This window comes from Bariatricus sp. HCP28S3_A7, assembly GCF_052066375.1.
Taxonomy (GTDB): domain Bacteria; phylum Bacillota; class Clostridia; order Lachnospirales; family Lachnospiraceae; genus Allocoprococcus.
On record NZ_JBQHSG010000013.1, the window covers coordinates 69,495 to 82,730 of the forward strand.

At 40.2% G+C, this 13,236-nt stretch carries 19 protein-coding genes and 1 pseudogene; 3 read left to right on the forward strand and 17 right to left on the reverse strand.

Translation table 11 applies throughout. From position 1 onward, the window contains the following. Positions 1-69 precede the first annotated feature (69 nt). The 14 genes and pseudogenes from ACTNA4_RS10275 to ACTNA4_RS10340 all read right to left on the reverse strand — a co-directional run. Positions 70-259: pseudogene (locus tag ACTNA4_RS10275) on the reverse strand (hypothetical protein); the annotation flags it as partial. Continuing rightward, a complete protein-coding gene (locus tag ACTNA4_RS10280; RefSeq protein ID WP_441029913.1) occupies positions 246-1,463 on the reverse strand; it encodes a hypothetical protein in 1,218 nt (405 codons plus the stop codon). The pseudogene ACTNA4_RS10275 and the gene ACTNA4_RS10280, both read right to left, overlap by 14 nt. Before the next feature lie 550 nt (positions 1,464-2,013). Next, the gene (locus tag ACTNA4_RS10285) at positions 2,014-2,601 is read right to left on the reverse strand and encodes an SOS response-associated peptidase (RefSeq protein ID WP_427819928.1); all 588 of its coding nucleotides are present in this window, start codon (positions 2,599-2,601) and stop codon (positions 2,014-2,016) included. Between the two features lie 29 nt (positions 2,602-2,630). Beyond that, a complete protein-coding gene (locus ACTNA4_RS10290; protein ID WP_441029915.1) occupies positions 2,631-3,386 on the reverse strand; it encodes an 8-oxo-dGTP diphosphatase in 756 nt (251 codons plus the stop codon). A gap of 391 nt (positions 3,387-3,777) precedes the next feature. After that, the gene (locus ACTNA4_RS10295) at positions 3,778-3,918 is read right to left on the reverse strand and encodes a hypothetical protein (RefSeq protein ID WP_427819926.1); all 141 of its coding nucleotides are present in this window, start codon (positions 3,916-3,918) and stop codon (positions 3,778-3,780) included. A gap of 185 nt (positions 3,919-4,103) precedes the next feature. Beyond that, positions 4,104-4,526 carry a transcriptional repressor gene (locus ACTNA4_RS10300; RefSeq protein ID WP_427819925.1) on the reverse strand — a complete coding sequence of 141 codons (423 nt, stop codon included), beginning with the start codon at positions 4,524-4,526 and terminating at the stop codon, positions 4,104-4,106. Beyond that, positions 4,513-4,659, reverse strand: coding sequence for a FeoB-associated Cys-rich membrane protein (locus ACTNA4_RS10305; RefSeq protein WP_441026670.1), 147 nt, complete (start codon positions 4,657-4,659; stop codon positions 4,513-4,515). Before ACTNA4_RS10305 ends, ACTNA4_RS10300 begins: the two co-directional genes overlap by 14 nt. Positions 4,660-4,700: 41 nt before the next feature. Then, entirely contained in the window at positions 4,701-6,875 is a 2,175-nt protein-coding gene (feoB, locus tag ACTNA4_RS10310; protein WP_441029917.1) for a ferrous iron transport protein B, read from the reverse strand. Between the two features lie 73 nt (positions 6,876-6,948). After that, a complete protein-coding gene (locus ACTNA4_RS10315; protein ID WP_427819924.1) occupies positions 6,949-7,170 on the reverse strand; it encodes a FeoA family protein in 222 nt (73 codons plus the stop codon). Between the two features lie 13 nt (positions 7,171-7,183). Further along, a complete protein-coding gene (locus tag ACTNA4_RS10320) occupies positions 7,184-7,396 on the reverse strand; it encodes a FeoA family protein (protein ID WP_427819923.1) in 213 nt (70 codons plus the stop codon). Between the two features lie 347 nt (positions 7,397-7,743). Beyond that, positions 7,744-8,208 carry a hypothetical protein gene (locus ACTNA4_RS10325; protein ID WP_441029918.1) on the reverse strand — a complete coding sequence of 155 codons (465 nt, stop codon included), beginning with the start codon at positions 8,206-8,208 and terminating at the stop codon, positions 7,744-7,746. Positions 8,209-8,246: 38 nt separating this feature from the next. Next, on the reverse strand, positions 8,247-8,549 hold the full coding sequence (locus tag ACTNA4_RS10330; RefSeq protein WP_441029920.1) for a hypothetical protein: 303 nt from the start codon (positions 8,547-8,549) through the stop codon (positions 8,247-8,249). 644 nt (positions 8,550-9,193) lie between these two features. Beyond that, complete coding sequence (locus tag ACTNA4_RS10335) at positions 9,194-9,904, reverse strand: response regulator (protein ID WP_441029922.1); 711 nt, start codon at positions 9,902-9,904, stop codon at positions 9,194-9,196. After that, positions 9,897-10,136: a sensor histidine kinase gene (locus ACTNA4_RS10340; RefSeq protein ID WP_441029924.1), complete on the reverse strand. Its 240-nt coding sequence runs from the start codon at positions 10,134-10,136 to the stop codon at positions 9,897-9,899. Before ACTNA4_RS10340 ends, ACTNA4_RS10335 begins: the two co-directional genes overlap by 8 nt. Here ACTNA4_RS10340 and ACTNA4_RS10345 point away from each other — a divergent pair, their 5' ends adjacent. Then, positions 10,137-10,427 (forward strand): Hsp20 family protein, encoded by a 291-nt coding sequence (locus ACTNA4_RS10345; RefSeq protein ID WP_441029925.1) that lies wholly within the window; start codon positions 10,137-10,139, stop codon positions 10,425-10,427. It begins immediately after the preceding gene. A gap of 50 nt (positions 10,428-10,477) precedes the next feature. Further along, positions 10,478-10,894 (forward strand): HdeD family acid-resistance protein, encoded by a 417-nt coding sequence (locus tag ACTNA4_RS10350; RefSeq protein WP_441029927.1) that lies wholly within the window; start codon positions 10,478-10,480, stop codon positions 10,892-10,894. A 142-nt stretch (positions 10,895-11,036) separates the two neighbouring features. Here the strand turns inward: ACTNA4_RS10350 and ACTNA4_RS10355 are convergent, their stop codons facing one another. The 3 genes from ACTNA4_RS10355 to ACTNA4_RS10365 form a co-directional block, all read right to left on the reverse strand. Then, positions 11,037-11,906 carry a CorA family divalent cation transporter gene (locus ACTNA4_RS10355; protein WP_427806933.1) on the reverse strand — a complete coding sequence of 290 codons (870 nt, stop codon included), beginning with the start codon at positions 11,904-11,906 and terminating at the stop codon, positions 11,037-11,039. Positions 11,907-12,188: 282 nt separating this feature from the next. Next, entirely contained in the window at positions 12,189-12,377 is a 189-nt protein-coding gene (locus ACTNA4_RS10360; protein ID WP_427806934.1) for a helix-turn-helix domain-containing protein, read from the reverse strand. Next, a complete protein-coding gene (locus tag ACTNA4_RS10365) occupies positions 12,377-12,610 on the reverse strand; it encodes a hypothetical protein (RefSeq protein WP_427806935.1) in 234 nt (77 codons plus the stop codon). Before ACTNA4_RS10365 ends, ACTNA4_RS10360 begins: the two co-directional genes overlap by 1 nt. Before the next feature lie 256 nt (positions 12,611-12,866). Between ACTNA4_RS10365 and ACTNA4_RS10370 the strand changes: the two genes are divergently transcribed. Beyond that, complete coding sequence (locus ACTNA4_RS10370) at positions 12,867-13,061, forward strand: DUF3173 domain-containing protein (protein WP_427819918.1); 195 nt, start codon at positions 12,867-12,869, stop codon at positions 13,059-13,061. Positions 13,062-13,236: the final 175 nt, after the last annotated feature.

A 13,236-nucleotide genomic window follows, 5' to 3' on the forward strand; every position in this document is an offset into this window, starting at 1 on the left:
TCCTCCTCGTTATATAGGGGTAAATAACCGAATTGAACAAATAATCCTCAATCAAACACTTTTTTCAGCATCTCTAAAACTTCTTATCTGCCGCGTCACCTCTATCCCGTTCATATCGGGCAGTCGCCAGTCGATAATATACGCATGGAACGCATCGTTTACCTCGATTGCCTGTTTTGCACGCAGAACCGCCTCTTTACCTGAGACAGTCCATTCCGACATGTATTAACATTTTTGTAACACTATCACGAGTATAAAACTGACTGCGATGATCTCATATTCAAATCCTTCGTAAATTCCGGAAACAGCAGGTGTAGCAAACACCATAATCTGTGGCTGACCGTAGGTAGGGAACCGCGGTTAAATGGTCGAAATCCCTCTTCAACTCCTTCAACACCGGATTTCAGATATTCCTTTAGCTTCGTTCCATCCATTTCACACTGGTATGCCTCCAGCGAATTCGGCATAATCATGTTGCCAACCGTCTTCTCGGTATAATCCGCTTTGAATAAAGAGCCTGTAAAGCTGTACGCAGGTGCAATCAGTACATCGCTGCCATAAAATCCGCGCAAAGTATTTGCCATAGCGGAATAGGATTCATTGCCGCCTTTTTTGTGGAATATGCGGGAATAACTTCGATTGATGGACAATACCGTCTTGGCAGTATCCTCCTTCGGCTGCTTCAGCTGTGCATCAAACGCCTCATAAGCCTGCTTTGCGTCATATTCCCCCTCTATCATCTTTGATACAACATCCTCTCCATTTGCAAAATGATTCTGACCTTCTTCTGAAAGCATAACCTCCAGCACCTGCATTGCTTTTTTCTGCCGTTTCGTATCCTTCTCCAGATCCGTAGGAAGAATGTTCACATCCTTTATAAATTGTTCCATACTCTCAAACGCTCCCGGCCATACATCTTGATCCAGTCCCACCGAATCTTCTGACGGATTTTCGTAATCGCTGCGCCACATACGCCCTTCCATAGATGTGATCTCCGGGATTGACAACCCCTGAAACACTTCCATACAGGTATAATCATAAGCAAAGTCCGCAACAAATCCACGGATCCCTTTCTCTTCAAATGACTGACAGGCAGAAACCATACTGTCATAATCCGTTGGCAGCGGGATATCATATTCCTCAAATAGAGCCCGGTTGGCTACAAGACTGTCTACCGTACCACAGATTGGAAGCCAGTTGACCGTTCCGTCCGAATTGGTAAAATTGTCGATATAGGATTCATAGATCGCGCCTGCCTCCTCGGTCGTGGACAGATCCAACAGTTGATCCTTCAAGTCCGCCGCATCATGTAAGGAAAAGCGGTGGCAGGTGATGATATCGGGCAATTCTCCATTTTCATTCATAAATTTATAAAAATCCAGATCATTATTGCCCACAATAAATTCGATGTTCACATCCGGCAGCTGCGACTGGATATAGGGTGCGAAACGATCGTTTAACATATTCCCCCAGTCTCTCTATTTCTTTCCTCCAGATTCCAGCCCCAAAACTCTTCGAACAGGCTGTTCAAAGGCAATCATATCAATCGGCTCCACCAATCCCATCCGCGTTTTCGATAACCTCTTTTTCACTCAGTACCGGATTTCCCGCAGGCAGCTAAACTTAATACCATAACCGTTGCCAAAAACAGACTTATAAACTTCTTTGCTTTCATAGCTTTTTTCTCCTTCAAATAACTCTCATCTTTCGTTATCAGTAACACTGCACTTAGAATTATCACAAATTCCGAAAAACGCCGCGTTTAAACGACTTAAAAAACATAGATATTGATGTTCAGATCCGACAGGAACGTGAAATGCTTTCATTGACACGGGAAAGATTGGCCGAAATATAAAATGACATAATAATCCATTTCATCAACACTCAACGTATTGTTTCATTATACTATTTTTTTGCGGAAAACAAGGCGTATTATCTATTTTTCTTAAATATACGATTGTTGTCACAGGAAATGTCACTATTTCATTTTTGTCACTTGAAATTACACTTTTTTTACATAAAACATAAACTCTGTTGTTCATATTCCTGCCTGCGCATTAGCGGCGGCATCGTCTTATGCAGGGCAAATTCCAGAAACGTATTTTCATATACCCAGTCTTCCAATTCAGATCTGTCCAGTATCAAAGGCATCCGATGATGCACAGGACTAACCGATTCATTTGCCTGAGTGGTTAAGATAATGAAATGATCTTCATCCTGAAATCGATTGTAAAATCCAGCCATGAATAAGACAGGCTGGTTTTCTCTAAGGAATGTCACTTTATTCTTATCCGGATCCCATTCATAGAACTGTTTTGCCGGAATGATGCAGCGTCTGTGCAGCACACTATCCCGGAACGTCTTTCTTTCCAAAACAGTCTCCGCTCTTGCATTGATCAGCAGCCCTTTTTTCTGATATTGCGGGAAGCCCCATGACATTTCTTCTGCCGTAAGATATGGCTTTCTTCCAATGATTACCGTGGCCAAGTGAGAGGGATAAATATCACCGGTCCGTTCTCTTCTAAGCTTCTCATCTACCTCCCGGACCACCTTTTCTATTTCTTTAGCTGTATCATTATCCACATAATATCGTCCACACATTATCTTTTTCCTCGTTATTAATGCACATCCTAATACAAAGTTCCCATATATTTCTCATCTTTCAGATGCATATAGCACTCATTGATCTGTTCAGACTCCATCATCTGCAGGACATAGTCCATTCCTGTGGCAAGTTCCTTTTCTTTGAACGCTTCTATCGGAATCCAGTAAACGCTTCCTTCCTCAGAGCTATGTAATGTTCCTGAATACCGATTCGTTTTATACAGAAATATCACATGATGAGTATTTGATTTATCCCAATGATATATACCACAGAATATGGGATTTTCAATCGTAAGTCCAGTCTCTTCGAATATTTCACGAATAACAGCATCTGTAAAGCTTTCTCCTTGTTCTACATGCCCACCCGGGAACGTCGTTCCTGTATAACTGTCGTTTACTTTATCCAGCGCAAGTACATTTCCTTGCCCATCCTGCACCATACACATATTCATGAAGCAGACTGTTTCCGTTTTCTTCTCCTCATATTGGTTAAGGTCGCGTCTCACACGTTTATTAATATCAGACCTCTTTTTCTTATAGTGTTTTGCAACTTCGCCATATGGGATCCAGATATCCGCTTCTACGATCCGATCGTATACTTTGAAGATGACTTCCTCGATGTACTTATCTCCGGGAAATGTATAATTCTTTTCGTAATATGCTTTTGTCTCCAGATACATCCATTCGGCTATTTTTTCTTTCTGTTTCAGCTTCAGATGCGAATATTTTTTATCCGTCTGAAGAAGTTTTCCATCAATCATCTCATGATTTTTCCGCGACAACGGTACCATCCCCTTCTATTCTTCCATCTTTTTTATAATTCCCTAAACACCTGATTTTATTTTACATTTTTTGGTTCTCTTGCATACCATTATTTACCCCATAGAAATTCCACCCGGTACCCCGATTTTGGGGCTTTGCATTAAAAAAGGGGACTTGACCCCAATCTGGTGTAAATCAATCCATTTTATAAAGAAAATTTTCGTAATCTTTTACGTAATATCTGATATTTTTTCGGCCTTTTTGAATAATGATATGTCCCTATCCATTTTCTCCTCAAAGTAATGCATCAATCTTATGTTAAAATCCCACTTGTTCTGAGGATATGATCCATATCTTTTCTTCACATCACTCATTCTCTTGTTGGTAACATAGATTATTCCTTCCTTCATTTTATGTTTGTATGTCTGTTTCAATGGCTTCCAGACCGGAAAGCCCATCCGCACAGTGATCCACCTCATAATTTTCAAGGCGCAGGATCTGACATAATGCCTGCGCCATCCTTTTTTCATCTTCAACAAGCAATATTTTCATACTGGTACACCTCCACTATTATTTGATTATAACATAAAAGTTTAAAGAAACATTGAAAAAACTCTCTCTGCTATTTCGTATGGTTTTAGCTGACTATTTGCATAAAAAATACGCGTCGGGAAAACATAATTATATGCTTTCGCAACGCGCATTCGATCAGAGTATTTCATTTCGATTGACTGGAATCACAAATTATCCTCCGCCTGCACCCACGTGATTCCTACTACTTTTTTCCCATTGGAAAGACCGCTGTTTTTCATTCCGCTCTTAATGATCTTTTCCATGGAGTTGCAATCCAGCTTAATCGTAGAACTGTCTTCCAGTTCTACCAGACAGCATTGGCATCCCCTGTTTTCATGATCACGCAACTGATATGCGGCTCCACGTTTCAGAGCCCCGATTCTTTCAAGCGCATCAACCGTCCGATAGACTGTTGCGATCCCGATTCCCGGATCTTTCTTCGCGGCGAGAATATATACTTCTTTACAGCAGCTGCAGCATTCGTTCAGAATAATATCAATTAATATTTTCCTTTGCTTTGTAATCCGAAACCCCTGTTTTCTGAGACACTCTATCGCATAGTCTTTTTTTATTTTATGATCTTCCATGGCAATGTCCGCTGCAGTGATTGCAATTTTGTCCGCACTGTAAGGATTTCCCGGCTTTTTTATCCTTAATCATGCTTCGTATAATCATTCCTACTACTCCCACAAGTAAAACAAATACGACTGCTGTTCCCATAAACTCTGTGCCTCCTTATTATTTATTGCAAATGATTCCTGTTATGCTCTTACTTTACCGGCTACGCTTTTCGGCACAGTAAGATTCTGGCTTTCCTTATAAGGACGGAACAACAGATACAAAAAGCAGGCAATGATGATAAATGCCACAACTGTCCCGATTCCAAATGTACCTGCCGTGATTAAAGTTCCAACCTGGTATACACACAGGGATGCTGCATACGCGAGAATCGTCTGATATCCTATGGCAAACCAGAACCATTTTACATTGTTCATCTCTCTTTTGATCGCTCCCATCGCAGCAAAACAAGGTGCACACAGCAGATTAAAGATCAGGAATGAATACGCTGCCACTGCTGTCATAGATCCGGCAAGGCTTCCCCAGATCTCTGCTCCGTCTTCTGCCACTTCTCCAAATCCGTACAGAATACCGAATGTTCCGACTACATTTTCCTTCGCTACAAGTCCTGTAATTGCAGCCACTGCCGCTTTCCAGTCGCCCCATCCGAGCGGCGTAAAGATCCATGCAATGGCTGAGCCAAGGGCTGCCAGAATACTGTGATTCATATCCTCTACCATACCAAAGCTTCCGCTTTCGAATCCGAAGCTCTGCGCAAACCAGATAACAATCGTAGAGAGAAGAATAATCGTTCCTGCTTTTTTAATAAAGGACCAGCCACGCTCCCACGTACTTCTAAGTACATTCCCTACCGTCGGCAAATGATAAGCCGGAAGTTCCATCACAAACGGTGCCGGGTCCCCTGCGAACATTTTCGTTTTCTTCAAAATAATACCGGAGCAGATAATCGCAGCAATTCCAACAAAATATGCACTTGGTGCCACCCATGCAGCTCCGTCAAACAATGCACCTGCGATCAAAGCAATGATCGGGAGTTTTGCACCGCACGGAATAAAGGTAGTTGTCATAATTGTCATTTTACGATCTCTGTCATTTTCAATGGTTCTGGAAGCCATAACACCCGGAACGCCACATCCCGTACCGATCAGCATCGGAATGAAGGATTTGCCGGATAAACCAAATTTTCTAAAAATCCTGTCCATAATAAATGCGATACGTGCCATATATCCACAGCCTTCCAGGAATGCAAGGAAAAGGAATAATACAAGCATCTGAGGAACAAATCCAAGCACCGCGCCAACGCCACTTACAATACCGTCGACTAAAAGACCTGTTAACCAGTCCGCACAGCCGATGGATTCCAGACCAGTCTGTGCCGCAGGGATGATCCATTCGCCAAACAACGTATCATTGGTCCAGTCTGTCAAAATGGTTCCCACGGTAGTAACAGACACATAATAAACAATAAACATCACAGCTGCAAAAATCGGAAGTGCAAAGAAACGATTGGTTACGACGCTGTCGATTTTATCTGACACCGACATCTGTTTTTTTACACGTTTTTTATAACAATCTTCAATCATACTTCCAATGTAGTTATAACGTTCTCCGGTAATGATACTTTCCGCATCATCCTCCATCTCTTTTTCGCAGCTTACAACGTCTTCTTCGATATGATCGAGAAGTTCTTTCGCAAGATTCAGGCTTTCGCGCACTTTTTCATCCCGTTCAAACAATTTCACAGCATACCAGCGTTCCATACTTTCATCTACATGTCCCGAGATCGCTTCTTCAATATGCGCAATTGCATGTTCTACGCATCCCTCAAACTTATGCGCCGGCTGTACATTTTTCCCGCTTTTCGCAATTGCAACCGCCCTGCGAATCAGCTGGTCGATTCCTTCACCCTTAAGTGCGGAAATCTCAACGACCTTACAGCCGGTGTCTTTGGAAAGACGGTCGATGTCCAGTTCTTCTCCATTCTTTCTTACCAGATCCATCATATTTACAGCAATAATTACCGGAATTCCAATTTCCGTAAGCTGTGTGGTCAGATACAGGTTTCTCTCCAGATTCGTTCCATCGATGATATTGATGATCGCATCCGGTTTTTCACCGATCAGGAAATTTCTGGATACCACTTCTTCCAGCGTGTACGGTGACAAAGAATAGATACCCGGAAGATCCACCAGTATGGCTTCCTCGCCTTTCGTTGTATATCCTTTGATTTTTCCTTCTTTTTTCTCTACCGTTACTCCCGGCCAGTTACCTACAAACTGGTTTGAGCCGGTAAGTGCATTGAACAGCGTCGTTTTTCCACTGTTCGGGTTCCCTGCAAGTGCAATTTTGACTCTCATATTCTTCCCCTTTCCGATTATACACCGCAAATTATTTTTAGTTTTCCCTAACCTCTTCTCAAAAAAATAAGCACTATTGTACCTCTACCATTTCTGCATCCGCTTTTCTCAAAGACAGTTCATATCCCCGGACAGTAACCTCGATCGGATCTCCAAGCGGTGCCACTTTTCTTATGTAGATTTCCACATTCTTCGTAATTCCCATATCCATGATTCTGCGCTTCAGGGCACCCTCACCATGAATTTTCACGACCTTTACGGTCTGACCGCACTTTGCTTCTCTTAATGTAGCCACGTCTCATTCCCTCCTATATCATAATCTTCTTCGCCATTTCCCTGCTGATTGCCACCCTCGAATCTTTCACTTTCACAATCAGATTTCCATTAATCTCTGATATAACGGTGACGAATCCGCCCATCACAAATCCCAGACTTTCCAAAAAACGTCTTGTCTCATCCTTTCCTCCGATTTTTCTAATCCGGATCTCCCGACCGGTTTCAGCCATTGTTAACGGCATCATAATCCACCCGCTTTCACTGTCTAATAATAATTATCAGTTATCCCTTACGCCAGTTAGTATATACTTACTCAGTTTTCATGTCAATATCTTTAATTGATAATTATTTTCATTTATGGACAGTGCCTTTTCCATTCTGAACTTCCTTGACAAAAAAGTATGGATGATTATAAGTGCCCTATACCATCACATTGGGAATCCCACAAAAACCACATCATACCATCGTTACAAGATATTACCCCAGACGAAAGAAAATACATCATAAGATTTGCTTTCTTTCTGGTTGCGAAGCGTTTTTGAGCGGCAATTGCTGATTTATCTCTCTGCTCAACCACCTACCAAACTAGAAGTTATCGCTCAACTCGCACTTGTTTTGCAATTATTATATACTCACCGCCCTCCACATTCTGAACGAAAGCAGCATAATCATCAATATTCTTACTGAAGTCGCCTAATACATCAAAGCAATTCAGCATATCATGTTCATCGTCTTCATCATAGTTGTAATCGCCTTCTAACAGAAACACTTCTTTTCGTCTATCAAAAGTTCCTCTCGTGATAGATTCAATGAATCCTTTATCTCTAATACAGTACAATCCAAAGGCTTCAGCACCTATCATGCAGTCGAACAAATTGATTCTGAAATCAATTGCTGCAACATTACTAAAGTGAATTTTTACGGAAATTTTCTCTCCGTTCTCTTCATCATACATCTTTGATGAGAATACCACTTTTGAGTCAGTGTTCTTCGGCTTAATTTCTATTTTAGGAATTCTGGCATCGAAGTTTGCCAGAATCAGTTCTGCTTTTTTCACACTCTATGTTCTCCTTAAATTCCGATTATATAGTTCTGTCAATATCCCCAGGTCATCAATTTCCACTGACCACCATCCGTACGAGCCAGCCACCACTGCCAGTCGGTGTACTCTTCATCTGCATTCCACGCTCCGCCACCTTTTTTTGGTGAATGAAAATCACTTTTGAACATGATACATTGTGTAAATGTTGCCTTCGCATCATTAGCTTCTTCCAACTCGTTCATCCATGCAATGTTGGATTCACTACATTCATCATCGGATGAATAGGAAATACTATGCAGTTCGCAACCATCCCAAGTATTGAATTCCTTTTTAATCAGTTCTATAGCTGCATTCATATCCTCTTCTGTATAAATAGAAGAATTCCATCATACTGAAATTTTCCTGCTTCTGTATTATCAGCAAAAAAATCGGATAAGGTTTTTTCATATTTCAATCTCCGCCCTTCAAGTATGCTGTCGGCATTTCTCTACAGCTAATCTTCTATGGATTCTACTTTCCACATTGTTTTCGTTTTACCAATCTCATTTTAATGAGATGGGTGTACCTTTTGACACCCTAATCATTTTAATACAATTATTCAATTTTTCCACCTAACGACACCGAGCCGCCTGATAAATCAGACGGCTCCTTATGCAGAGCAAATTCCTAAAATGCATTTTTACAGTGCTACAGCACATATCTTTCTTTTATCCCAATTATAAACATCCTTCCAACGGAAAACACCTTACTGGATTGCCCAGATATCTGGTTTATCCTATATACTACAAACTTTTCAATGAATGTATGCGTGCCGTAGAAAACAAAAGCTCTGTTCATTATGCTCCCAAAAACAAACGGAAAAACAAGTAAAAATCCATGTAAATCACGCAAAAAGCAGGAACCTAATTTCCCCGCGAAAAGCAATTGTTCCTGCTCTTTTTTCTACATACTTCCTCCATACTTCAAAATTAATTAACCAACTCTATCACGATTAGTGCAGTCAATAATTTTTTATCTGCTTCACCATACAATAGCCAATCCCTATATGTGTCTGGATACATTTATTAGAGCTATCTTTCTTTTCTATTTTCTTTCTTACAGTTGCCACATGAACCCTGAGTGAAGCAATGTCTCCTTCCAAAGAACTTCCCCATATTTCCTTCGCGATGTGGGTATGAGTCAGCACTCTTCCAAGGTTTTTCGCCAACAGGCATAAGATTTTATATTCAATTGGAGTTGCATGAATTTCTTCCTCTTTCACATATACTGTCTGCATTTGATAATCAATGGTCAAACTGCCATTATGAAAGACAGAATCTCCCCCCTGCTGATTATTTTGTATGTACTGAATTCTCCTATAGTTTCCTCTGATTCTTGCAAGAAGTTCCGCTGTTGAAAATGGCTTGGTAATATAATCATCAGCACCGGCATCCAAGGCATCAATCTTATCTTTATCTTCACTTCTGGCACTTATCACAGTAATTGGAACAGTTGACCAGGTACGTATTTTTCTTATTACATCAACCCCATCTATGTCAGGAAGTCCCAGATCCAACAGGATCAGTTCCGGTGCCTGTGTTGCAGCTTCCATAATCGCCTGATTCCCATTTTTTGCCACATGATATTTATAGTTTTCTGTCTCAAGGGCGGTTGTGATAAGACTGCGAATGGCAGCATCATCTTCTACCACTAATATATTTGAATTATTCATGAATCTCTACCTCCTCAGCAGGCACCGTAAAATCAAAAATGGCACCTTTCGGTTCATTATCATAAACCATTATTTTCCCACCATGTGCATTGATAATTGATTTACAAAGAGCAAGCCCAAGACCCAGACTCCGTTTCGAATCCGTTATTTCATTATTTGCCGTATAAAACATTTCAAAAATATGCGGTTTATCTTCATCCGGAATTCCCTTTCCATTATCCGCGATCTGCACATGTACAAAACTTTTTCTTTCTTTGTAGATATCACAATCTCTCCGCCTGGAGGCGTATACTTCACCGCATTATCTGCAAAAGGTCTGGATAAAGATGAAAAAGATAAAGAAGGGAAATATATCCGCCACGAGCGTTATGCCGGAAATGTAAGCAGGAGCTTTTATGTGGGAAATAACGTTCAGAGAGAAGACATCCATCCGAAATTTGAAAATGGTATTCTTTCCTTTACTGTTCCAAAAGAGCAGACGGCAGTAGAAAACAGCTCCCATTATATTGCCATTGAAGGTTAATCTCAAACGGGCAGGGAATAAAACCCCTGCCTGTTTATGGTCTTCCTATTATCTTAGGAGTTGCCATGATGTTTTCCGGCATTATAGATATCGTGATATTTGCATCCGGTCATGATTATATGGCAGGATCTGGCTGGTTTCTTGCTGACGGCATTCTGACCGTACTGATGTCTTTATTCATTTTGGGAAATGGATGGTTTACAGCAATGACAATCTCCTTTATTTTAGGAATGTGGCTGATTTTTTCAGGTATCACCAAACTGGTTCATTCCTTTGACCTTCAAAAACTGGGGGTAAAGGGCTGGTTTACTGTACTTGGAATCCTGCTGCCTGTGATTGGTTTTCTGTCATTCACACATCCATTTGCAAGTATTGCAGCTATGGCTTGGGTAATCGGATTTTTCCTGCTCCTTCAGGGTATTGTATCCGTTATGCGTGGATGCTTTTCCAACCGTTTCTGGTTGTAAAAATATAACAAAACCTAATATTGCCAAAGAGGAAAAAGGCACCTCTTTATATAGATTCGGCTGCATACAAAATTGTGTGCAGCCTTTTTAATGAATACCTAATTCTGAAAATAATCTTTTACTCTCTACGGATAATCTTATCCTACAACAATTTTTTCTTTTTAAAATAAATGAGTTCCAGAATAATTGTTATTACTGCAATTGCAATCACTGCAACATATCCGTATTTCCACTGTAGCTCTGGCATATTCACAAAATTCATACCATACCATCCAGTCAAAAGTGTAAGTGGCAGGAATAAGGTTGTCACAACTGTCAATATACACATAATTTTATTCTGTTGTGCATCCTGCTGAGATTGATACAATTCACGTAACTGCAGTATATTTTCTCTAAGCAAATGCACATGATTATGCAATCGTTCTGTCCTGAGTGCATAACGATTCCACGATTCTGTATTACGGATAATAGGCAGTCCATCTTGAGACTGTAATAGATCACCAATCATAGCCAGCTGTTCATAATATGCATCCAGCTCAGAGAGTTTCTGTCGATACTTTGTAAGAACCGAAAAGAAATTATCCGCAACACCTTTTATAAGCTGATCTTCCATCTTTTCAATTTCTTTTTCCAAATGTAACAAATATAGAAGATCATTTTCAATCATCAATTCCATCATCTTAAGAAGAAACTGATCCGGTGATTTCAGCTCCTGAAACTGTTCTTCCTTTTTCTCTAACCAGTGTTTCAGTTCCCCACTCTCCTCAATTAAAAAAAGTTCTTTATCTGTCATGTAAAATCCACAGACAACATGCGGTGTACGTATTTCATTTTTTTCCGGTACTCGCAAGGTTCCCAGAATACAATCCCGAAACACTTCTGCTTTACAGTATCGGATTGATCTGATACTGTGTAATAATTCGTTATCATGCGGAAAATCTTTCTTCAACTCACGAAATTCATCTTCCCGTAAAATCGTAAGGAAATGTATATTCACCATAGAATCTCTCATTCTCCTTCCTTCCTAATATTCTTCTCTAGTAAATCAGAATACTCTTTATTTTTATGAAATGCAAATACGAAATGGCAGGAACTATCACATAATCCTCATTCCACTAAAATGCCTTATTCTTTATATTGCTGTTATCACAAGCACAATAACCAAATCCGACAAATACATCAGATAACAAATCTGCAAAACTCTGTGTATTAAAAATTACAGAGCAGAAACCTTATCTTTACATCGATAAAAATTACTGCTCTATCTTCATTATCATGCTAAGCTAATCAAAAACTACTCCATTTCCTGATAATTTCTAATACACTTCAATACTTCAATTCTCAACTCCTGGTACAGATCCTCATCAAATCTTCCATTAATCAAAGAGTTCTTTATCAGCAACGGTCGGAACATCTCTACTATCTGTTCAGTAGCTACATGGTCTCCCATCTTCGCCCGGAACAACACTTCTTCAAAATTCATCACTTGACACCTCCCATCCATTTTCTGATCTTACGGATTGCATAATAATAAATTCCTTTCACCTTGTAAGGTGGCAAATCATTGATCCGGCTTATATCATCAAACGTCCGTTCTTCAAACACATGCTGATAGATCAGTTTTCTCTCATCCTCGCGCAATAAGAGTAATGCCTCGACAAGTTTTTGATCCCTTATCTCGTCCCATTCTGGATAGCACCCATCTAGCTCTCTCATTAACAGTTTGATAATTGCATACACCTCTCAGAAGATTGATATAGGTGCTGCAGATAGTGCCTGCGTTTATTGCGTGCCTGCAGCTTTAAGATTACATAGTAACGCCTTCTACGTGGCCGGGAAGGGCATAGGAACTGGCTTCTGGGAGATTTACACCATTTTTCGTCAGGCTATTTTACAATAGTAAAATTACTCTAAACTTGATATAATAATGGACAGGTATTGAAGTTTTATCCTGTCCGTAGAAAGGAGCAGAATGATCACAGTAACAAAAAGTGATTTGATAAAGTTAGGTTATGGTCCTTCTTTTTCAGCAGATATTATCCGAGAAGCGAAAAAGCTGATGATTGCCAAAGGCCATACTTATTATCAATCAAAGAAACTGAACAGGGTACCAAAGGAAGCGGTTGAGGAATTATTGGGAATCACTTTGCCAGATACTGAAAACTAAGTGTACTTCTTGCATTAGAGAAGGAGTGTAACATGGCAAAAGATCCAATCAAGAAAGCAACTAAGTAAGCGCCAAATATTCCTGCGGATTTCCTGATCCTCAAGTTTTGCCTATAATTGTAGTCGATAGATATTTAGACTATTTCACTACAATTATGGAGGATAGGTTATGGCAG

Coding starts and splice junctions, on each gene's coding strand:
- ACTNA4_RS10360 (WP_427806934.1), bottom strand. CDS start 12,377: ATGAATTTTGAAGAAGTGTTGTTCCGGGCGAAGATGGGAGACCATGTA.
- ACTNA4_RS10355 (WP_427806933.1), bottom strand. CDS start 11,906: ATGAGAGATTCTATGGTGAATATACATTTCCTTACGATTTTACGGGAA.
- ACTNA4_RS10320 (WP_427819923.1), bottom strand. CDS start 7,396: ATGATGCCGTTAACAATGGCTGAAACCGGTCGGGAGATCCGGATTAGA.
- ACTNA4_RS10300 (WP_427819925.1), bottom strand. CDS start 4,526: ATGGAAGATCATAAAATAAAAAAAGACTATGCGATAGAGTGTCTCAGA.
- feoB (WP_441029917.1), bottom strand. CDS start 6,875: ATGAGAGTCAAAATTGCACTTGCAGGGAACCCGAACAGTGGAAAAACG.
- ACTNA4_RS10370 (WP_427819918.1), top strand. CDS start 12,867: ATGATCACAGTAACAAAAAGTGATTTGATAAAGTTAGGTTATGGTCCT.
- ACTNA4_RS10305 (WP_441026670.1), bottom strand. CDS start 4,659: ATGGGAACAGCAGTCGTATTTGTTTTACTTGTGGGAGTAGTAGGAATG.
- ACTNA4_RS10280 (WP_441029913.1), bottom strand. CDS start 1,463: ATGTTAAACGATCGTTTCGCACCCTATATCCAGTCGCAGCTGCCGGAT.
- ACTNA4_RS10330 (WP_441029920.1), bottom strand. CDS start 8,549: ATGAATGCAGCTATAGAACTGATTAAAAAGGAATTCAATACTTGGGAT.
- ACTNA4_RS10285 (WP_427819928.1), bottom strand. CDS start 2,601: ATGTGTGGACGATATTATGTGGATAATGATACAGCTAAAGAAATAGAA.
- ACTNA4_RS10365 (WP_427806935.1), bottom strand. CDS start 12,610: ATGAGAGAGCTAGATGGGTGCTATCCAGAATGGGACGAGATAAGGGAT.
- ACTNA4_RS10335 (WP_441029922.1), bottom strand. CDS start 9,904: ATGAATAATTCAAATATATTAGTGGTAGAAGATGATGCTGCCATTCGC.
- ACTNA4_RS10295 (WP_427819926.1), bottom strand. CDS start 3,918: ATGAAAATATTGCTTGTTGAAGATGAAAAAAGGATGGCGCAGGCATTA.
- ACTNA4_RS10345 (WP_441029925.1), top strand. CDS start 10,137: ATGTACAAAACTTTTTCTTTCTTTGTAGATATCACAATCTCTCCGCCT.